This window comes from Microbispora corallina (assembly GCF_016863035.1).
GTDB lineage: Bacteria > Actinomycetota > Actinomycetes > Streptosporangiales > Streptosporangiaceae > Microbispora > Microbispora corallina.
In genome coordinates this window covers 1-20,399 of the sequence record NZ_BOOC01000068.1, presented here as the reverse complement: position 1 = coordinate 20,399, position 20,399 = coordinate 1, and the positions used below count along the sequence as shown (strand labels likewise).

Below are 20,399 nucleotides of genomic sequence, written 5' to 3'. Positions count from 1 at the left end.
AACAGCATCAGGGCGGTGAACACCACGCCCAGCCCGGTCCGCCACCAGTTGCGCCGTGCCGCGGTCATGCCGCCACCTGCCGTCGCTGCATGCGGATGTAGATCAGGCCGAAGACCAGCGCCATGACGATCAGCAGGTTGCCGACGGCGGCGCCGGGGCCGAAGGCGGGCAGCAGGTTGCCGAACCCGAGGCGGTAGGACCAGGTGGCGAAGGTGGTGGAGGAGGTGCTCGGCCCGCCCTTGGTCATGATCCAGATGATGTCGAACACCTTGAGGGTGTAGACGAGGCCGAGCAGCAGGGTGATGGCCGACACGGGACGCAGCAGAGGGAAGGTCACCGAGCGGAACCGCCGCCAGCCGACGGCGCCGTCGAGCGCGGCGGCCTCGTCGATGGCCGGGTCGATGGCCTGCAGGCCGGAGTACAGCACGACGAGGTTGAAGGGGATGCCGATCCAGATGTTGGCGATGGTCACCGACCACAGCGACCAGTCCGGCGAGGTCAGCCAGTGGACGGGCCCGATGCCGAACGCGGCGAGAACGGCGTTGACGACGCCGGAGTCGCTGTTGAGCATCCACGACCAGGTCGAGGACGACACGATGAGCGGCAGCAGCCACGGGACCAGGAACAGCGCCCGCAGTGTGGCCGACAGGCGGAAGTTCCGGGTGAAGAACACCGCCAGGGCGAGCCCGATGGTGAACTGGAAGGCCAGCGAGACCACGGTGAACACGACCGTGTGCCACAGCGCCGGCCCGAACGTGGCGTCGCCGACGACCTTCGCGTAGTTGGCGAGCCCGGTGAACGGGGCGTCGCCCTGCACGAACGAGCGGACCGTGTAGTTGCGCAGGCTCAGCTCGATGTTGCGGTAGAGCGGGTAGGCGTAGAAGATCAGCAGGTAGACGACGACCGGGGCCAGGAAGGCCCACGCCGTCCACTGCCCGGCCCACCGGCGGCGGACGACCCCGCGCCGCCCTCCCCGGGACGGCGCCGCCCGATCCCGTCCACGCCGTTCGCCCGCCACGGCCGCGGGCGGCGTCTGTGTCGCGTGATTCATCCTGTCCTTCATCCGTGCGAGGACGGAGGGCGTCCCGGGGCGCCGGCGCGCCCCGGGACCCACCTCCGGCCCCTGTTCCCTGGGTGACCTACTGGGTGGCGCTGGCGGCCGCGGACTGCGCGTCGGCCATCGCCTGCTGCGGGCTCTTCGACCCGCTCAGCGCCGCCTGCACCCCGCCCCACATCGGCTCGGAGATCTTCGGGTACTTCGTGCCGAGGTTGTCACTGGTACGGCCCTTGGCCGCCTTGACCGCCTCCACCCACACCTTCAGGGCGGCGTTCTGCTCGACCTGCTTGGCCTGCACCTGCTCGGTCGGGGCGATGTACGACAGCGTGGTCGTGGTGGTGAGCGAGTTGTCCGTGCTGGTCAGGCACGTCACCAGCTTCTGGGAGGTGGCGTAGCGGGCCGTGTCCTTCTGCACGGGGATGCTGACGAACTCGCCGCCGGTCGGGGCCGGCGCGGTCCCGCCGCCCTTCGACGGGATGGGGATGATGCCGTACGCGAAGCCCGCCTTCTCGGCGTTGGCCAGCTGCCAGGTGCCGTTCTCGGCGAAGGCGAAGTCGCCGGTGGCGAACTCCTGCCAGCTCGTCGTCTGGGTGTTGTTGATCACCGAGTTGGGGGCGTACCCCTTCTTCAGCCAGTCGGTCCACAGCGCGACGGCCGAGACCCCCTCAGGGGAGTCCAGCTTGGTGAGGTTCGCCCCCGACCCCCAGAACCACGGCAGGAACTGGAAGCTGCCCTCCTCGGTGCCGATCGCGGAGAACGTGATGCCCTTCTTGCCCGCCGCCTTCACCTTCTCCAGCGCCGCGGTCAGCGACGCCCAGTCCTTGATGCCGTCGGCCTCCACCCCGGCCTTCTTCAGCACGTCGCTGTTGTAGTAGAGGGCCAGCGTGTTGGCCCCGATCGGGACGCCGTAGGTCTTGCCGCCGCTCTGACCCGCGGCCAGCAGGTTGGGCGCGATCGCGGAGGTGTCGAGCTTGTTCTCCTCCGTCGTGGTCAGGACTCCGGCCTCGGCCAGCGTGGAGACCACCGGGTTGTCCACGATCAGCACGTCCGGCGCGTTGCCCTGCTGCGCCGCCAGCAGCGACTTGTTCGTCAGGTCGGTCGTGTCGTAGCCCGTGCGCTCGACCGTCACCCCCGCCTGGGTGCCGCACTGGGTGAGCAGCTTCACCCACTCCGAGTCCTTGTCGTACTGCGGGTACGGGTCCCAGATCGTGTAGGTCCCGCCACCGGCGGCCTGGCTGGCGGTTCCTCCGCCGCCACCTCCACCGCCGCCGTCGTTCGAGGACGAGCATCCGGCGAGACCGCCGGCGGCCGCGAGGGCCGCTAATCCAAGGCCGGCCGCACGCCGGCCGACTGCCGCTGATCCCATGGTTATGACCTCCGCTGACACGTGCTGAGCGGCTATCTCCTCCGATATCGAATCGGTTCGCTGAACATAGGACGAGACGCCGCCCGCGTCAATGGGGTCGCCGGAAACGCCCTCGTAACGAAGGCCGCTGCCGCTGTCTGCTCGATTCGACCTACCATGTGCGTGTCGGTCTGATCAGGTGAGGAGCGCGGGTGAACATCGGGGAGATCGCCAGGCGGTCGGGCGTGGCGCGCAGCACCGTCTCCTACGCGCTGAGCGGCAAGCGTCCCGTCTCTGAGGAGACCCGCCGGCGCATCCAGGCGGTCATCGACGAGCTGGGCTACCGGCCGAACGCCGTCGCGAAGGCGCTCAAGGAGGGCAGGACCCACACGATCGGCCTGGTCATACCGCCGGCCAGCCGGCGGCTGACCGACATGCAGCTCGGCTTCGTGGCCAGCGTCGTCGACGCCGCGGCGCGCGCCGACCTGGACGTCCTGCTGTCACCGTCGGGAGGCGAGCACGACCGCTCGTTCGAGCGCGTGGTCGCCGGCAGGCGCGTGGACGGCGTCATCGTCATGGAGATCCGGCTGGAGGACGAGCGCGTCACCCGTCTGCGCCAGTCCGGGCTGCCCTTCGTCGGCATCGGCCGCACGCGTCATCCCGAGGAGATGTCCTGGGTGGACATCGACTACGAGACGCTGATCGCCAAGTGCGTGCACCACCTGGCCGACCTGGGCCACCGCCACATCGCCCTGGTCAACCGGTCCGCGGAACTGGTGGCGGCCGGATACGGCCCCGGCCACCGGGCGCAGACGGGATTCACCCGGGCGGTCGCCGAACGCGACCTGCACGGCGTGGAGATGTGCTGCGCGGACGACATCAACTCCGGGGTGTCCTGCGTCGAACAGCTCCTCGACGAGCACCCCGGGCTGACCGCCATCGCGACCGTCAACGAGGCCGCCACCCCCGGCGTGTACCGCGCCCTGTCCAACGCCGGCCTGGTCGTGCCCCGCGACTTCTCCATCGCCGGCGTCGCCGCCGGCCACCTGGCGGAGAACCTGCACCCGCCGCTCACGGCCGCCGACGTGCCCGCGGACGAGCTCGGCGCCCGCGCCGTCGAGATGCTCATCCGGCGGATCGCCGATCCCGCCACCCCGCACGGCCACTTCCTGGTCGCCCCGCCCATCTCCCTCCGCGGCACGACCGGGCCGGCCCGCCCCCGCGGTCCGCGCGCCTGAGACCTTCGTACCGGAGCGCCGCGAAGCCGGCACATGCGCCGTGGGCGAATCGATTCGCCGGGGCGCCCTCTCCGCGCAGGCTTCGGCCGGAGACCGGGTGCGGGCACCCGGCCTCGCCGGTCCCGCCGTCGTCAGGGCTTGACCGCGACGCCGCCGTAGGCCCAGGCGTGGCCGCCGCCCGGGATCCACTCCTGGTGGGCGCTCTCGTCCGGCCGCCACCGCACCACCTCGACCAGGCCGGGGTCGACCATCTCCCAGCCGTCGAAGAACCGCGCCACTTCGGCGTGCGTCCGCGGCACCATGGGCGCGCTGCTCTTGTCGTACGGCTTGGTGAAGTCCTCGTCGCGCACCTGCGGGGCGAAGTCGAGCGTGATGTGCGACAGCAGCAGGTGGCTGCCCGAGGGGACGGCCGCCTTGAACCGGTCGATCGTCACATACGGGTCCTCCTCGTCGGTGACGAAGTGCAGGACGCCCGCGAGGATGACGGCCACCGGCCGGCTGAAGTCGATCAGCGCCGTGATCTCGGGATGGGACAGGATCGCCTCGGGCTCGCGGAGGTCGGCCTCGATGACGGTGGTCGTGCCGGGGGAGTTGCCCTGCAGCAGGGCCCGGCCGTGCACGAGGACGATCGGGTCGTTGTCCACGTACGCGACGCGGGCCTCGGGGTTGATCTCCTGCGCGACCTCGTGGGTGTTGCCCTGGGTGGGGATGCCGGTGCCGATGTCGAGGAACTGCGTGAGCTCGGCGTCACCGGCGAGGTAGCTCACGGCCCGGCGGAGGAAGGCGCGGTGGGCGCGGACGCCCTCGCGGGTGCCCGGAGAGACCTTGACGAGCTGCTCGGCCGCCTCGCGGTCGGCGGCGAAGTTGTCCTTGCCGCCCAGCAGGTAGTCGTAGATCCGGGCCGGGTGCGCGATCTCGGTGTTGATCCGGGAGGCGGCACTCAGATGGGGGGCCGGGTCGTGCATGGATGCTCCTTGTCTGTCTCGGGTGAGCCCGGAGGCCTCCGGGGGCGTCGCGCGCCCCCGGAGGCCTCCGGTGTCCCGGGTGTCAGGGTGTGGTCAGATCGAAGCGGTTGACGGTGACGGCGCCGCCCAGGGACTGGGTGGCGTAGTTGAAGATGGCGAAGCGGTAGCCCATGAAGAACTGCCAGGCGTTGCCCATCGTGAAGGCGGGCCCGAAGGAGGTGAAGTTCACCCCGTCGGTGCTGTAGGAGAAGCGTGCCTGACGCCCGGTGCCGGGCCGGATGTCGGCGTTGACCCGCAGCCAGATCCGCCCGCCGGAGACCGGTGTGGAGGCCACCTCGGTCCCGGTGCCGGTCGTCTGCCAGCTGCTGTTCATGGTGAGGTTGTTGGTCGCGACCAGGCGGGTCTGACCGTTGTCGCGGCGGACGCCGATCCAGGCGGACGAGTCGCGGAGCATGGCCAGCCCGGCCCGGTCCCCGTCCCGCATCGTGGAGTAGTCGAGCTGGATCGTGGCCGTGGACGAAGGCCCGAGGATGCGGTGGGTCACCGTGTTGCGCGCCGAGTAGAGGTCGTTGGTCACGGTGGCCGTCTGCAGCCGGAGCCCGTTGCCCACGCTGTACTTCGTGGTGTCGGGGTTGTGGTTCCACTCCCACTCCGGCCCGAGGGCGGTGCCGGTGAAGGTGTCGGTCCCGGTCGGGGACTTCACCTCCCGGGGCGGGCGCGGGACGTTGGGATAGGGGTAGGAGGCGCCCCAGGCGTTGTTCACCGTCTGCACCACGGGCCAGCCGTCGGAGGTCCAGGTGATGGGGGCCAGCACCGGGACGCGGCCGCCGGGGTAGGCGTCCTGGAAGGCCATGTAGTACCAGGCGCCGTTCTGGGTCTGCACGAGCCCGCCCTGGTGGGGGACGCCGCCGCCGGAGACCGGGCCGGACATGTTCAGCAGGACCTGCCGCATCGTGTACGGGCCGAACGGGCCGCCGCTGGACTTCAGGATGTACTGGCCGTTGGCCGGGCGGGTGAGGAAGATGTAGTAGCTACCGTTGATCTTGTACATGCGCGACCCCTCCAGCGTCCCCACGTCGGACGGGGTCTGGAACACCTGCTGGGCGCGGACCTGGGTCTTCCCGTCCGCGGACAGCTGCGCCACGCTGATGCCGGTGTTGCCGTACGACACGTACATGGTGTCGTCGTCGTCGATCAGCAGTCCGGCGTCGTAGTAGCAGTTGTTGATCGTGGTGTGCCGATTCCAGGGGCCCTCGACCGACGTCGCGGTGTAGATGTAGGTCTTGGAGAAGTCGATGCAGCCGCCCCAGTAGAAGGTCTTGTTGCTCTTGCGGTAGTTCAGGAACGAGGCCCACACGCCGTTGACGTAGGCGCGTCCGCCGTTCAGGTCGTACTTGGACCCGAAGTCGAGCGTGGGGACCGAGTGCCCGGCGAACTCCCAGTGCACCAGGTCGTAGGAGCGCAGGATCGGCGCGCCGGGGGAGTAGTGCATCGTGGAGGCCGAGTAGTAGTAGGTGTCGCCGACCCGGATCACGTCCGCGTCCGCCAGGTCCTCCCACAGCACCGGGTTCGAGTACGTCGACGACGGCGGCCACGGGCCCGACGGCGACGGCGACGGTGACGGCGACGGGCTGGGGGACGGGCTCGGCGAGGGGCTGGGGCTCGGCGACGGGCTTGGCGACGGACTTGGCGACGGACTTGGCGACGGTGACGGACTTGGCGACGGTGACGGGCTGGGACTGGGCGACGGGCTGGGGCTCGGTGAGGGGCTGGGACTGGTCGTGACGCCTCCCGTGCACAGGGTGCCGTTCAGGGTGAAGGCGGCGGGGACGGGGTTGGCGGAGTTGTTCCAGCTGCCGTTGAACCCGAAGCTTGCGGTGCCGCCGGTCGGGATGGCGGCGTTCCACCCGGCGTCGCTCACGGTCACCTGCGACCCCGACTGGGTGTGGCTGCCGTTCCACAACTGGGTGACGGTCTGCCCGGCGGTGAACGACCACGCCAGCTTCCAGCCGTTGACGGGGTCGCCCAGGTTGTCGATCGTCACGTTGGCGCCGAAACCGCCGGGCCACTGGTTGGTCACCGAGTAGGTGACCCGGCATCCGGCGGCCGCGTGGGCGGAGCCGGCGGTCACGATTCCGGCGGCACCGAGCGCGGCGGCCATCGCGGCGGCGAGCCAGCGTCGATGGCGGGTGATGGACAAGGAAATCCTCCAAGGGGGTGGATCCATCGAATGCGGCCGCTGTTCCGATGCGCCCCTGCTCGCCGGCGCCTCCTGTGGTCCCTACCGCCGGCTGCCGCTGTTAGCGCTAACATCTCGGCGACGGGAAAACGGGGACGTGCGTATCAGGCGAGGGGGGACGAGAAGCGTCGTGTGGACGGTCGTCTGCGCCGACGTCCCCGCAGGGCGGGCGGCGCACAGGGCGCATGACCCGCGCCGGTGCGGCAGGGCCCGCGGGCCGGCCTTCGGAACACGGAGAACCTCCCCGTCGGAAGAACGCGCGATCGATCCTGTGCATGAGGAAGGACCGCGTCGTACCGACGCCCCGAGGTCCCGCCGCACTCCGGACGTCCGGGCCTGAGCCTGCCGGGCATTCGAAGGTGGGGCCAACTTACTAACGTAGAGATCGCTTCGCATCAAGTTTCGCCGTTGAGGTCCTTCGGGCTCCTCTCCGTACGCGCGGGACGGGTCGTGGCGGAGCAAAATACGCGCCCGGGGGCGCCGTCAAGGGAACCGCGGCGCGACGCGACGGGCCCGGGCGGCGCCGGAACCCGGCTCATCTGGGGCGATCGCGGGCGTCCGCACCCGCCGGCGCGGGCGCCGAAGGTGAAACGTTCACGGGCGCCACCGGCCGGGACCAGGCGGGGGTCAGGCGGGCGGGGCCACGGACTCACGGAGGCGGACCGGCATCGGGATCCGGTGCACCTCGCCCTCGCGGCCGGGGTCCTCGTCGTCCCGTCCCATCTCCGAGAACAGGACGTCGACGGCCGCGCGGCCGAGCTCGTAGTGGGGGAGGGCCACGGTCGTCAGCTTGGGGCGCATCCACGCGGCGATGGGGTGGTCGTCGAACGAGACGACGGACACGTCCGCGGGCACCTTCAGCCCGAAGTCGTCGAGCGCCTGGTAGGCGCCGAGCGCGATGCGGTCGTTGAAGCAGATCAGGGCGCGGGGACGCTCGGTCTCCAGCAGCGCGCGCGTGGCCTCGAGGCCGTACTCCGGCAGCCAGTCGCGGCAGACGCGGGCGCCGGCCGGCTTGACCCCCGCCGCGCCCAGCTCCTCGCGGATGCCGACGAGCCGTTCCACGGCCGCGACGCTTCCAGTGGGGATGTTGCGCGTGCCCGGGCCGGCGCCGATCAGGTGGATGCCGTCGCGGTGCCCGGCGTCGAGCAGGACGCGCGCGGCGGTGCGGCCGGCCTCGATCTCGTCGGGGACGACCGAGGGCAGGGGAGACGGCTGGCGGGGACGCGCGTTGAGCAGGACCGCGGGGGCGGCCGTCATCCCCTTCGGCACCTTGATGGTCCTCGTGAACATCGAGGCCAGGATGATCCCGTCCACCTGGCGGTCGTGCATCGCCTGGAGCAGGTGGCGCTCCAGCTCGGACTCCCCCTCCGTCTCACCGATGAACAGCATCACTCCGCGCTCGCGCGCGGCCTCGAGCGCTCCTTTGATCATGTCGCCGGCGAGCCGCGAGGTCGCGACCGTGTCCGAGACGAACCCGATGGTCCGCGTCGTGCCGGTGCGCAGCCCCACGGAGACTATGTTGGGCCGATACTGCAACTCGTCCGCGGCCTTGATGACGCGCTGCTCGACGTCATGCGAGATGCGCAGCTCCCGGCCCCGGCCGGACAACACGAGCGACGCCGTGGTCGGGGAGACGCCGGCGATCTTGGCGACGTCGGCCAGCGTGACCCGTCGTGGGCTCACCGAGTGACCTCCTGCGTTGTGGGGGTTGACACCCTGCGACACGCATGGTGAGACTATCGCATTGCTAATCCGATTTAGCAAACCTGAGTCCCGGGGCATCCGGCCTGAGCGGCGAGTCCCCGATCTATGAAGGAGACGCAGATGTCGCGTCGAGTTCGCAACCGCTGGAACGGTGCGGTGCTGATGGTCGTCGTGGGGGCGCTCGCTGCGGGCTGTGGGGCGCCCGGCGGCGACGCCCCCCAGACGGAGGCCGGCGGCACGCCCGTCTCGACCACACCGACCTGCGGCACGGCACCGGTCACGCTCAAGGCGTACATCGAGACCGGCTTCCCCCTGCCGAAAGAGCTCAGCACCGAGTTCACCAAGCAGCACCCGAACGTGAAGTGGAGCATCCGCGAGGACCAGTTCGCGGTGATCACCCAGAACGCCCCGCGGGTCCTCGCGGACGACCCGCCGGACCTCATGCGGCTTCCCCAGGTCTCCGAACTGGTCAAGGACGGCCTGCTGAAGAACCTCGACGGCTACGCGAAGGCGTTCGGCTGGGACTCCTGGCCGGCCTCGCAGCTCCAGCAGATGCGGCTCGGCCCGGGCGGGAAGACCCGCGGCGAGGGCTCGCTCTACGCCATGGGGCTGAATTTCAGCATGACCGGCGTCTTCTACAACAAGAAGCTCGCGGCGAAGATCGGGATGTCGTCCCCGCCCACGACGCTGGCGGAGCTCGACGCCGCGCTCGCCAAGGCCAAGGACGCGGGCATCGCGCCCATCGCCCAGTTCAACGGCGGGGCCACGGGCGGGCTCGCGTTCCCGCTCCAGGACCTCATGGCCTCGTACGGCCCCGCCGCGCCGATCAACGACTGGATCTTCCAGAAGCCGGGCGCCACGATCGACACGCCGTCCAACCTCAAGGCCACCCAGCACCTCGACCAGTGGATCAAGGCCGGGTACTTCTGGAAGGACGTCAACGCCGTCGACTACGCGACGATGATGAGCCGCTTCATCGGCGGCCAGGGCCTGTTCATGTTCAACGGCGACTGGGAGTCGGGCAACCTCGACAAGCAGATGCCGGGAGACGTCGGCTTCTTCCTGATGCCTCCGGCCGAGAAGGGCGGCAAGCTGGCGGCGATGTCCGCCCCGCTCACCTACGGGATCGGGTCGCGCGCGAAGAACGCCGACTGCGCGGCGTTCTTCCTCAACTGGGTGGCCACCGACCCGCAGGCCAGGGACATCGCGGTGAAGGTCGGCGGCTCCCACCCCATGGGTCCGGCCGACGCCCACATGCCGGACGTCGCCGAGGGCACGGTCACGGCGAGCACGCTCCAGGCGGGGGCGGACGTCTCCAAGGACAACGGCGCGATGGACTTCATCGCCAACGCCACGGGCGCGATCTACGCCAAGAGCTGGACGCCGCAGTTGCAGAAGCTCGTCGCCGGCCAGCAGACCCCGGACGGGCTGCTGACCTCGGTGCAGAGCGACTACAAGAGCCAGGTCGGGGGGAGCTGAGCATCGATGGTGCGGTCGATCCCACCGGGACTCGGCGCGGGCCGGCGGCCGTGGTGAAGAAGAGGAGCCCCGCCCCGGCGGCGGGGCTCCGCACCCCCAGCTGGGTCGGCTGGCTGTTCGTCGCTCCGGCGCTCGCCGTCTACGCGGTGTTCGTGCTGCGGCCGATCGTCCTGACCTTCCAGTACTCGCTCTACCGCTGGGACGGCATCGGCCCGTCCACCTGGGCGGGGCTGGACAACTACGTGAAGGTCTTCACCGACCCCGACCTGTTCGACTCCATCCTCAACGCGGTCAAGCTGATCGTGTTCTTCAGCGCGATCCCGGTGCTGCTGGGCCTGGCGATCGCGTCGACGATCCGGCGCATCGCCACGAGCCGGCTCGCGCTCGTGGCCCGGACCGTCCTGTTCCTGCCGCAGGTCATCCCGCTCGTGGCGGCCGGCATCGCGTGGAGCTGGCTGCTCTCGTCGAACGGGCTGGTCAACCAGGTGTTCTCGCACCTCGGCCTCGGCGGGGTGACACGGGCCTGGCTGGGCGACTTCTCCACCGCCCTGCCGGCGGTCGGCGTGATCGGCGCCTGGGTGTTGCTCGGCCTGTGCACGATCCTGCTCCTCGCCGGTCTGAGCAAGATCGATCCGGCGGTCTACGAAGCCGCCCGGATGGACGGCGCCGGGCCGCTGCGGGAGTTCTTCTCGATCACGGTGCCCAGCCTGCGGCAGGAGATCGGCGTCTGCGTCACGGTGACCGTGATCGCGGCGCTGGCCAGCTTCGACATCGTCTTCATCGCCACCCAGGGCGGCCCGGGCAACTCCACCATGGTCCCCGGCCTCGAGATCTACTACCTCGCCTTCTCCGAACGGCAGGTGGGCATGGCCTCGGCGCTGGCCGTCGTGCTCATGGTGCTCGTCCTCGCCTGCGCGCTCCCCGTCCAGTGGCTCACGAAGGACAGGTCATCATGATCGTCGGACGCCGCGAGGCGTGGACCGGGCGGCTGCTGCTCGTCCTGCTGATGGCGATCACGGTCATGCCGTTCGTCAGCCTGTTCGTCACGGCTCTGCACCCGTCGGGCAGCTATCCGCCGGGCCTCGAATGGCCGCGCGACCCGCACTGGGGCAACTTCGCCGAGGCGTTCCGGGCCGCGCATATGGGCGAGCTGCTGAAGTCGAGCACGCTCATCGTCCTCGGCGTGGTCCCCGTCTCGCTCCTGCTGGGGACGCTGGCGGGCTTCGCCATCGGCCACCTCCGGATGGCCGGGCGCAACCTGGCGTTCCTGACGTTCGTGCTCGGCCTGACGCTGCCGTTCGAGGGCATCATCACGCCGCTGTACTACCAGGTGCGCGACATGGGCCTGCTGAACACGAGATGGGCCATCATCCTGCCGCTCATCGGGCTGTTCATGCCGTTCGCCGTCTTCTGGATGCGGGCGCACTTCGTGAACATGCCGGAGGAGCTGTCCGAGAGCGCGCGGATCGACGGCGCGAACGTGTGGCAGCTGTTCTGGCGCGTCCACGTCCCGCTGGCCATGCCGGCGCTCTCGTCCCTGGGCATCCTGCTGTTCCTGTGGACCTGGAACCAGTTCCTCCTGGCGATCGTGCTGGTCGACGACCCGATGAAACGGACGATGTCCGGCGCTCTGGGCGCCTTCCAGGGGCAGTGGGGCACCGACATCCCCCTGCTGTCCGCCGGGTCGCTGCTGATACTGGCGCCCACGCTCGTGATCTTCATGATCTTCCAGCGCCGTTTCGTCACGGCCCTGCTGCAGGGCTCGCTGAAGGGATGACACGGCGATGAGCGGCACGTCGCCCGTCTACGGAGGCATCGAGGCGGGCGGGACGAAATGGGTGTGCGCGGTCGCCGACGCCGGAGGGCGGATCACCGACACCGAGGTGATCCCCACGACGACCCCCGCGGCGACCCTCGACGGCGCGGTGCGGTTCCTCCGGCGTCACGAACCGCTGGCCGCGATCGGCGTCGGCAGCTTCGGCCCGATCGACCTGCGGCCCGGCTCGCCGACGTACGGCCACATCACGAGCACCCCCAAGCCCGGCTGGGCGGACACGGACATCGTGTCGCCGCTGCGCGCCGCGCTCGGAGTCCCCGTCCAGGTCGACACGGACGTGAACGCCGCGGCGCTGGGGGAGTGGCGGCGGGGAGCGGCCGCCGGGCTCACGACGTTCGCGTACATGACGGTGGGCACCGGGATCGGCGTGGGCGCCCTCGTGAACGGCCGGCCGGTGCACGGTCTCCTGCATCCCGAGTTCGGGCACATCCGCGTCCCCCGCGACGCGGTGCGCGACCCGTTCACGGGCAGCTGTCCCTTTCACGGCGACTGCCTGGAGGGGCTCGCGTCCGGCGAGGCGATGCGCCGGCGATGGGGACGCCCAGCCGAGCACCTGGACGACCCGTGGGCCTGGGAGCTCGAGGCCGACTACCTGGCCCTGGCCGTCCTCACCCTGACGTACGCCCTGTCGCCCGAGCGGGTCGTCGTGGGCGGGGGCGTGGCGGGCCGCCCGTCCCTGCTGCCGGCGGTGCGGGCGAAGGTGCTCGGTCTCGCCGCCGGCTACCCGGCCACGCCGGCCCTGACCGACCCGGCGGCGACGGCCGCCTACGTGGTCGGCCCCTCCCTCGGCGGCCGTTCGGGGATCACCGGGGCCGTCGAACTCGCCCGCGACCTCGCGCCGAACGCGGGCTCGCCTGGGGCAGCGGTTGTCGACGACGCGCGGGGAAGCGCCCCGCGCGCATGACTGGAGGTTGTCGAATGGCTTATCGGGGGCGTGGCGAGGGGGCGGCGCCACTGGCGGGCTCCGTCCAGGCGGCCGGCGGCCGCGGCCGCCGCGAGGGCGCCGCGTGAACGGCGAACCGGCGGCGCGGTGGACGCGACGGCACCTTGACCTGCTCGCCGCGAGCGCGGGGAGCACCGACGGCGCCGGGAGTGCGACGACGGCGCCGCTCATCGACTTCGCGGTTCAGCCGCGCGTGCTGCCGCACCACGACATCTGGGACCTGTGGCCGATCCAGGACGAGGACGGGTCGACGTCGGTGGTCGCCGGACGGGAGCTCTGGATGGCGCTGTCCGCGCCCGCCGCCGGCCATCCGGAGGAGCGCCACGACCGGGCCCGCATCCGGCTGCTCGCGAAGGACGGCGACCGTTGGACGGACCTGGGGGACGCCTTCGCCGACGGCGCCTCGCCCGGCAGCCGCGAGTGGTCGGGGTCGGCGGTCCGCCGGGCCGACGGAACGGTGTCGGTGTTCTACACGGCGGCCGGGCGGCGGGGTGAGGCGCGGCCGACGTTCGCGCAGTGCGTCGTCGAGGCGCGCGGCGGTCTGGTGTCCGACGGCGGCGATATCCGGCTCGACCCGCGGGCCGAGCACCGCGAGGTGCTCCGTTCCGACGGGCGCATGTACCTGCCGGCCGACGAGATCGACGGGGGGCCGGGGCAGATCAGGGCCTTCCGCGACCCCGGCTGGTTCCGCGACCCCGCCGACGGGCAGGAGTACCTGCTCGTCGCCGCGTCCGTCGCGTGCGACGACGGCTTCATGGGCGCCGTGGCCCTCGCCACCGGCTCCCGGGCCGACGGCTGGTCGCTCCAGCCGCCCCTCCTCGTCGTCGACGGCGTCCACCACGAGATCGAACGGCCGCACGTCGTGGTCCACGGCTCGTCGTACTATCTCTTCTTCTCGGCGCAGCGCTACGGGTTCCACCCGCCGGGGAGCGGGTTCACCGGGCTCTACGGTTTCGTCGCCCCCACCCTCATGGGTCCGTACACGCCGCTCAACGGGTCGGGGCTGGTGGTCCGCAACCCCTCAGAGCAGATCGACCAGGCGTACGCGTGGGTGGTGCTGCCCGACCGTCAGGTGGTCGGGTTCCTCAACTATCGGCCCGTCGCCGGGGGAGACCCGTGGCAGGCCGGGGCCGCCGAGGCCCGCGCCTGTTTCGGCGGGACGATCGCCCCGGTCCTGGAACTCGCCCTGGACGGAGCGCGCACCTCCATCGTGACCCCCGCTCGGGAGGGGGCTCGGTGAGCTGAGGGCGCCCAGCCCCCGGGAGGGGCCGGGCGAGCTGTGCGTCCGCATGGGCCGAGCGGCGCTCGGGGTGAGCTGAGCGCCTGCATACGCCGCGCCCGGTGTGAGCTCAGCGCTCCCACCGGGCGCCCGCGCGGGCGCCCCGTCGGTGCGGGGCGGGCGTGCCCGCTGAAAATTTCACCCCCGGCCGGGGGCGGCCTCGCGGCCTCCTATCGGAAGGCCCAGGCCAGGGCGGGGTTCGTGGCCCAGGCGTGTCACGGGGGGAGGCCATACGTTGACGTGCCCCTCGTGCCGGAGTTGGCTGCGGGTACCACCACCCGCCCGTTCGTGACCGGAGCCGCAGCCGGGACCGGCCGGAGGATGTTAACGATAACAACGCACCCACCGGTGTTCGCGCGCCCATGAGGCTCGGCTGACGTCGTGCCATCGGCTCGTCTCCGCGCACCTCCTCTCGCGGGAGGGCTCACGGGGGTCGTTGTTAGCGCTAACAGCGTCGATGCGGGTGGGCCGGCGACGTGCCGACGGCGGCCCACCCCGTGCCGCACCGCGCCCATTCGCCGGCGATCGAGCCCGCATTCCCGAGTACGAAAGGCGCGTTCATGTCGTCCTTCCTCAGCCGCAGACGGCTCTTGCAGGCCACCGGGATGGCGGCCGTCGCCGCGGTCGGGTCCGCGGTCGGATCCGCCGTGGGGATGCGAGCCGCGCAGGCGACCGTCAATCCCGTGCGTGGGGAGACCGGCGCCTCCGCGGCCGCGTTCGACATGGGCCAGGTGCGGCTGACCGCGAGCCGGTGGATGGACAACCAGAACCGTACGCTGAACTATCTGCGCTTCGTCGACGCGGACCGGCTGCTGTACAACTTCCGGGCCAACCACAGGCTGTCCACCAACGGCGCCGCCTCCAACGGCGGCTGGGACGCGCCGAACTTCCCGTTCCGCGGGCACATGCAGGGGCACTTCCTCACGGCCTGGGCGCAGGCGTGGGCGGTCACCGGCGACACCACGTGCCGGGACAAGGCCACCTACATGGTGGCGGAGTTCGCCAAGTGCCAGGCCAACGACAGCGCCGCCGGATTCGGCGCCGGATACCTGTCCGCCTTCCCGGAGTCCGACTTCGCCAAGATGGAGGCGGGCCAGGGGACCAACGGCAACGTGCCGTACTACGTGATCCACAAGACCATGGCCGGGCTGCTGGACGTGTGGCGCATCATGGACAACACCCAGGCCCGGGACGTGCTGCTGCGCATGGCGGCCTGGGTCGACGGGCGCACCGGCCGGCTGAGCTACAGCCAGATGCAGTCGGTGCTGGGCACCGAGCACGGCGGCATGATGGCGGTCCTGATCGACCTGTACCAGTACACCGGCGACTCCCGCTGGCTGACCGTCGCGCAGCGGTTCGACCACGCCGCGGTGTTCAACCCGCTCGCCGCCGGCCAGGACCAGCTCAACGGCCTGCACGCGAACACCCAGGTCCCCAAGTGGATCGGCGCGGCACGGGCGTACAAGGCGACCGGCACCACCCGCTACCGGGACATCGCGCTCAACGCCTGGAACATCACCGTCAACGCGCACAGCTACGTGATCGGCGGCAACAGCCAGGCCGAGCACTTCCACGCGCCGAACGCCATCGCGGCGTACCTCACCAACGACACCTGTGAGAGCTGCAACACCTACAACATGCTGAAGCTCACCCGGGAGCTGTACACCCTCACCCCGGACCGGGTCGAGCTGGTCGACTACTTCGAACGGGCGCTGCTCAACCAGATGATCGGCCAGCAGAACCCGGCCGACAGCCACGGGCACATCACCTACTTCACCCCGCTCAATCCGGGGGGCCGCCGGGGAGTCGGCCCGGCGTGGGGCGGCGGCACCTGGAGCACCGACTACACCTCGATGTGGTGCTGCCAGGGCACCGGCCTGGAGATGCAGACCAAACTGATGGATTCCATCTACTTCCACGACGACACCACGCTGATCGTGAACCTGTTCATGCCGTCGGTGCTCGACTGGACCCAGCGAGGGATCACGGTCACCCAGACCACGTCGTACCCGGCCGCCGACACCACGACGCTGACCGTGAGCGGCAACGTCGGCGGGACGTGGTCGATGCGCATCCGGATCCCGGCCTGGACCACCGGGGCCACGATCAGCGTCAACGGGAGCGCGCAGAACATCGCCGCCACCCCGGGCTCCTATGCCACGCTCACCCGGTCGTGGACCAGTGGCGACACGGTCACCGTCCAGCTCCCGATGAAGGTGATCATGCGGGCGGCCAACGACAACGCGAACGTCTCCGCCATCACCTACGGTCCGGTGGTGCTCGCCGGAAACTACGGCAACACCGGGCTCAGCGCGTTGCCGTCGCTCACCACCTCGTCGATCACCCGTACCGGGAGCACGACGCTCGCGTTCACCGCCACGGCCAACGGCTCCACCGTCAACCTGGTCCCGTTCTACGACGCGCAGAACATGAACTACACCGTCTACTGGAACGCCAACGGCCAGGGCGGCGGCGGCACCGCCAACTACCGCCTGGTCAACGTGGGCAGCGGAATGGTGCTCGGCATCCAGAACATGTCCACGGCCGACGGCGGCCTCGCCCTGCAGTGGTACGACTCGGGCACCGCCGACCACAACTGGGTCATGGTCACGGACGGCTCCGCGATCCGGCTCCGCAACGTCAACAGCGGCAAGGTCCTCGGCGTCCAGAACATGTCCACAGCAGACAACGCGAGCATCCTGCAGTGGTCGGACAACGGCACGGCCGACCACCGATGGACCCTCGCCGACCAGGGCGACGGGACGTACAAGATCCGCAACGTCAACAGCGGCAAGCTGCTGGGCATCCAGAACGGGTCGACCTCGGCGGGCGCCTTCGCCGTCCAGCGTCCGGACGACGGCGCCGCCGGAAACCGGTGGCGGCTCCTGCGCAACGGCTGACGGAGCACGTCTCCCCGGGGGGATGGCGCGGTCCGCTCGCTTACGGGCGATGGGGCGAGCGGACCGCGCCGGTTCCCGCAGCGACAGGGCGGGCCGTCAGGCGACCGGCGAGGGCGGGACCTGCACTGCCGCGCCTGAGCGGCCGGCACCGTCGGCATCGTCGGCACCGGGGCACGGCGCGCCCCCGCCCCGCGGGTCACGAACTCTCGACGAGCGGAGCAGACATGCCATGCGCAGGGCCGTACGGCCGGCGGAGCGCGGCCCGTTCGCCGCCGCGCCGCCTGATCACGCATGCGAGGACCTCGCCATCCGGGCGGCCGGCCCAGCGCGGGCCACCCGGTGCGGGCCACTCACACGGGAGGCCGTGCGGACTCCTGCTCCTGAATCCACCCCTCGCTTCGAAGGACCCAGATGCGTTTCATCTTCTCCCGGCTACGGCCGGCGCTGGCCGTGGTCGCCGGCGTCGCCGTGGCCGGCGCCCTCACTCCCGCGCTGGCGGCCCATGCCGCCACGGCATGCCGGGTCACCTACACGATCAGCAGTCAGTGGCAGAGCGGCTTCGGCGCCAACGTGACGATCGACAACCTGGGCGACCCGGTCAGCGGCTGGAAGCTGACCTGGTCGTTCACTTCCGGGCAGACCGTCAGCCAGTTGTGGAACGGCTCGGTCACCCAGTCGGGCTCCCAGGTCACCGTGAACGACGCCGGCTACAACGCCGCCATCCCCGCCGGCGGCAGCACCAGCTTCGGCTTCAACGGCACCTGGAACAACTCGGCGAACCCGGTGCCCGCCGCATTCGCGCTCAACGGCGTCGCCTGCACCGGGGGCGTCACCACGAGCCCCACGCCGTCGCCGTCCCCAAGCCCCTCGCCGTCGCCCAGCCCCTCACCGTCTCCTTCACCGTCCCCGAGCCCGTCACCGTCTCCCTCTCCCTCGCCGAGCCCGTCTCCCAGCCCCAGCCCGTCGCCGAGCCCGTCGGTGTCCCCGACCGGCACGTCGACCGCGTGGCAGAACGGGAGATTCGCGGTGGACACCCCGAACGTGGTGCGGCGGTCGGACATCGTGCTCGCGCACGCCAACACGAGCTCGAGCCAGTTCGTCCCGCTGGGCAACGGCACGCTGGGCGTGGCCGCGTGGGGGGCGAACGGGTTCACCGCGCAGCTGAACCGCAACGACACCATGCCGGACCGCAAGTCGCCCGGCCAGGTGGTCATCCCCGGGCTGAGCCGGCTGACCGGGGCATCCGACTTCAGGGGATACCTCGACCTGCACGACGGGACGCTGTACGAGTCCGGCGGCGGGATGACGCTGAAGGCCTATGTGCGGGCCGACACCGCCCAGCTGGTGGTGGACGTGACCGGAGCCGACCCCGACTCCAGCCAGACCGCGCAGGTGAAGCTGTGGAGCCCGCGCAACCCGAGCGCCCAGGCGTCGGGGTCGGTGGCGACGTTGTCGGAGACCTGGACGGACTGTTGCGGGGGCGGCACCTCCGGGCAGACCTTCGGCGTCCTCGCGGGCGTCAGCGCGGGCGGGCGCAACGTGCGGGCCTCCACCCCGGACTCGCGTACGGCGCAGGTGAGCTTCCAGCCCAACAGCGACGGGTCGTTCCGGGTCATCGTGGTTTCCCCGACCTGGAAGGGCGGCAACGCGATCACCACCGCGACCGGCCTGCTGGGCGGCGACCTGACCCGGGGTTCGGCGGACCTGGCCGCGAGCACGCTGTCGTGGTGGCACGACTACTGGAACTCGGTGGGCCTGATCAAGATCACGTCCAGTGACGGGTCGGGCGAGTACTTCGAGAACATGCGGACGCTGTACCTGTTCGCCATGGCGGCGAGCAACCGGGACACCTTCCCGGGGACCCAGGCCGGTGAGGCGAACCTGTTCAACGTGGGCCAGGACACCCAGCCGTGGTACCCGGCCGGGTACTGGTTCTGGAACCTGCGGATGATGATCCAGGCCAACCTGTCGGCCGGCGCGTTCTCCCTGAACTCGCCGATGTTCACCCTCTACCGGAACAACCTGTCCAACATCACGGCCTGGACGAGCGCCCACTACCCCGGGCACCAGGGGATCTGCGTGCCGGAGACGATGCGGTTCAACGGCAACGGCACCTGGTATTCGGGCAACGAGTCCTGCGACTCGACCATCGCGCCCTCCTACAACTCCCAGACCGTCACCTCCGGCGCGGAGATCGGGCTGTGGGTGTGGCAGACCTACCTGGCCACCGACGACAGGGCGTTCCTGTCGGCGAACTATCCGCTGATGCGGGACTCGGCCAGGTTCCTGCTGTCGCACGCCACGACCGGGTCGGACGGCCTGCTGCACACCCACTCCAACGCGCATGAGACCCAGTGGTCGGTGAACGACCCGATCACGGACGTCACCGCGATGCAGGCGCTGTTCCCGGTCACCGCGCAGGCGGCCCAGATCCTCGGCGTGGACGCCTCTCTGGTCAGCCAGCTGCAGGCGGCGATCCCGAAGATCCGGCCGCTGCCCCGCACCGACTTCGGGCAGACCCAGGTGCTGTCCCCCTCCGCGGACTCCGCCGGCAACGACATGCTGGCCCTGTCGGCGCAGCCCACCGCGGCCAAGCACAACGTGGAGAACCTCGGCCTCGAGCCGGTGTGGCCGTACAACCTGATCGGGGACAGCGGCAACCAGTCCGACCTGGCCAAGCGCACCTTCAGCCACCGCAGCTACATCACGGAGACCGACTGGAGCTTCGACGCGCTGCAGGCGGCACGGCTGGGACTGGGCGCCGAGATGCGCACCGCGTTGATCGCCAACATCAACAAGTACCAGGTGTTCCAGAACGGGTTCGCCAGCTGGGATCCCTCCAAGCTGACCAACCCCTACCTGGAGCAGCTGGGCGTGACGGCCGCGGCGGTGACCGAGGGCCTGGTGCAGGACTACGACGGCACACTGCGCATCGCCCCCGGCTGGCCGAGCGGCTGGAACGCCGACGGCACCGTGTACATCCAGCACAAGGGCAAGGCCGACGTCCAGATCCGCAACGGGACCCTGGTCACGGTCGCCGTCGAGGCCGGGGCCACCGGCACCGTCAACGTCCGCAACCCCTGGCCCGGTCAGAACGTGACGGTCGTCGACGGCTCGGGGACCACGGTGCTGAGCAACCAGACGGGGACGACGATCGCGATCCCCGCGCAGGCCGGCACGTCCTACCTGATCCAGCGGGCCTCGGCTCCCACCACGTCCCTGCCCTTCTGGCCGGTCGGCGGCAGCCCCGCCACCGCGCCCAAGTCTCTCGGCAGCCGCACCATCGGCGTCCGCTGAGACGGCCGACCGCGGTCCGGGGGCGGGATCCGTCCCGCCCCCGGACAGGACGGCCGGGAGCCGGCGTGCGCGTGGGGGCGCGGGCCGGCTCCGGGGTCGTCACGGGGTCGTCGGGG

Annotated in this window: 13 protein-coding genes; 8 read left to right on the top strand and 5 right to left on the bottom strand. The window is 70.8% G+C overall.

Features of this window, described 5'->3' with window-relative positions:
* Positions 1-64 precede the first annotated feature (64 nt).
* Both Mco01_RS38010 and Mco01_RS38005 read right to left on the bottom strand, forming a co-directional pair.
* Positions 65-1,051: a carbohydrate ABC transporter permease gene (locus tag Mco01_RS38010; protein ID WP_204061672.1), complete on the bottom strand. Its 987-nt coding sequence runs from the start codon at positions 1,049-1,051 to the stop codon at positions 65-67.
* A gap of 88 nt (positions 1,052-1,139) precedes the next feature.
* A complete protein-coding gene (locus Mco01_RS38005; protein ID WP_204061671.1) occupies positions 1,140-2,423 on the bottom strand; it encodes a sugar ABC transporter substrate-binding protein in 1,284 nt (427 codons plus the stop codon).
* A 191-nt stretch (positions 2,424-2,614) separates the two neighbouring features.
* Here Mco01_RS38005 and Mco01_RS38000 point away from each other — a divergent pair, with 191 nt between their 5' ends.
* Complete coding sequence (locus tag Mco01_RS38000) at positions 2,615-3,640, top strand: LacI family DNA-binding transcriptional regulator (RefSeq protein ID WP_204061670.1); 1,026 nt, start codon at positions 2,615-2,617, stop codon at positions 3,638-3,640.
* A gap of 131 nt (positions 3,641-3,771) precedes the next feature.
* Here the strand turns inward: Mco01_RS38000 and Mco01_RS37995 are convergent, their stop codons facing one another.
* The 3 genes from Mco01_RS37995 to Mco01_RS37985 all read right to left on the bottom strand — a co-directional run bounded on the left by Mco01_RS37995 (position 3,772) and on the right by Mco01_RS37985 (position 8,527).
* On the bottom strand, positions 3,772-4,605 hold the full coding sequence (locus Mco01_RS37995) for an SAM-dependent methyltransferase (RefSeq protein WP_204061669.1): 834 nt from the start codon (positions 4,603-4,605) through the stop codon (positions 3,772-3,774).
* Between the two features lie 82 nt (positions 4,606-4,687).
* Complete coding sequence (locus Mco01_RS37990) at positions 4,688-6,805, bottom strand: family 43 glycosylhydrolase (protein ID WP_204061668.1); 2,118 nt, start codon at positions 6,803-6,805, stop codon at positions 4,688-4,690.
* Between the two features lie 666 nt (positions 6,806-7,471).
* A complete protein-coding gene (locus Mco01_RS37985; protein ID WP_204061667.1) occupies positions 7,472-8,527 on the bottom strand; it encodes a LacI family DNA-binding transcriptional regulator in 1,056 nt (351 codons plus the stop codon).
* Positions 8,528-8,668: 141 nt separating this feature from the next.
* Between Mco01_RS37985 and Mco01_RS37980 the strand changes: the two genes are divergently transcribed.
* From Mco01_RS37980 to Mco01_RS37950, 7 genes are all read left to right on the top strand, one after another.
* Positions 8,669-10,027 (top strand): ABC transporter substrate-binding protein, encoded by a 1,359-nt coding sequence (locus Mco01_RS37980; RefSeq protein WP_036323473.1) that lies wholly within the window; start codon positions 8,669-8,671, stop codon positions 10,025-10,027.
* 53 nt (positions 10,028-10,080) lie between these two features.
* A complete protein-coding gene (locus Mco01_RS37975) occupies positions 10,081-10,983 on the top strand; it encodes a carbohydrate ABC transporter permease (RefSeq protein WP_204061666.1) in 903 nt (300 codons plus the stop codon).
* Positions 10,980-11,804, top strand: a complete 825-nt coding sequence (locus tag Mco01_RS37970; RefSeq protein WP_204061665.1) for a carbohydrate ABC transporter permease — start codon at positions 10,980-10,982, stop codon at positions 11,802-11,804. The genes Mco01_RS37975 and Mco01_RS37970 overlap by 4 nt, the downstream gene beginning before the upstream one ends.
* A 7-nt stretch (positions 11,805-11,811) precedes the next feature.
* The gene (locus tag Mco01_RS37965; protein WP_204061664.1) at positions 11,812-12,768 is read left to right on the top strand and encodes an ROK family protein; all 957 of its coding nucleotides are present in this window, start codon (positions 11,812-11,814) and stop codon (positions 12,766-12,768) included.
* A gap of 103 nt (positions 12,769-12,871) precedes the next feature.
* Entirely contained in the window at positions 12,872-14,047 is a 1,176-nt protein-coding gene (locus tag Mco01_RS37960; RefSeq protein WP_204061663.1) for a glycoside hydrolase family 68 protein, read from the top strand.
* A 599-nt stretch (positions 14,048-14,646) separates the two neighbouring features.
* Positions 14,647-16,986 carry a beta-L-arabinofuranosidase domain-containing protein gene (locus Mco01_RS37955; protein WP_204061662.1) on the top strand — a complete coding sequence of 780 codons (2,340 nt, stop codon included), beginning with the start codon at positions 14,647-14,649 and terminating at the stop codon, positions 16,984-16,986.
* A 411-nt stretch (positions 16,987-17,397) separates the two neighbouring features.
* Positions 17,398-20,283 (top strand): cellulose-binding domain-containing protein, encoded by a 2,886-nt coding sequence (locus tag Mco01_RS37950; protein WP_204061661.1) that lies wholly within the window; start codon positions 17,398-17,400, stop codon positions 20,281-20,283.
* Positions 20,284-20,399 lie beyond the last annotated feature (116 nt).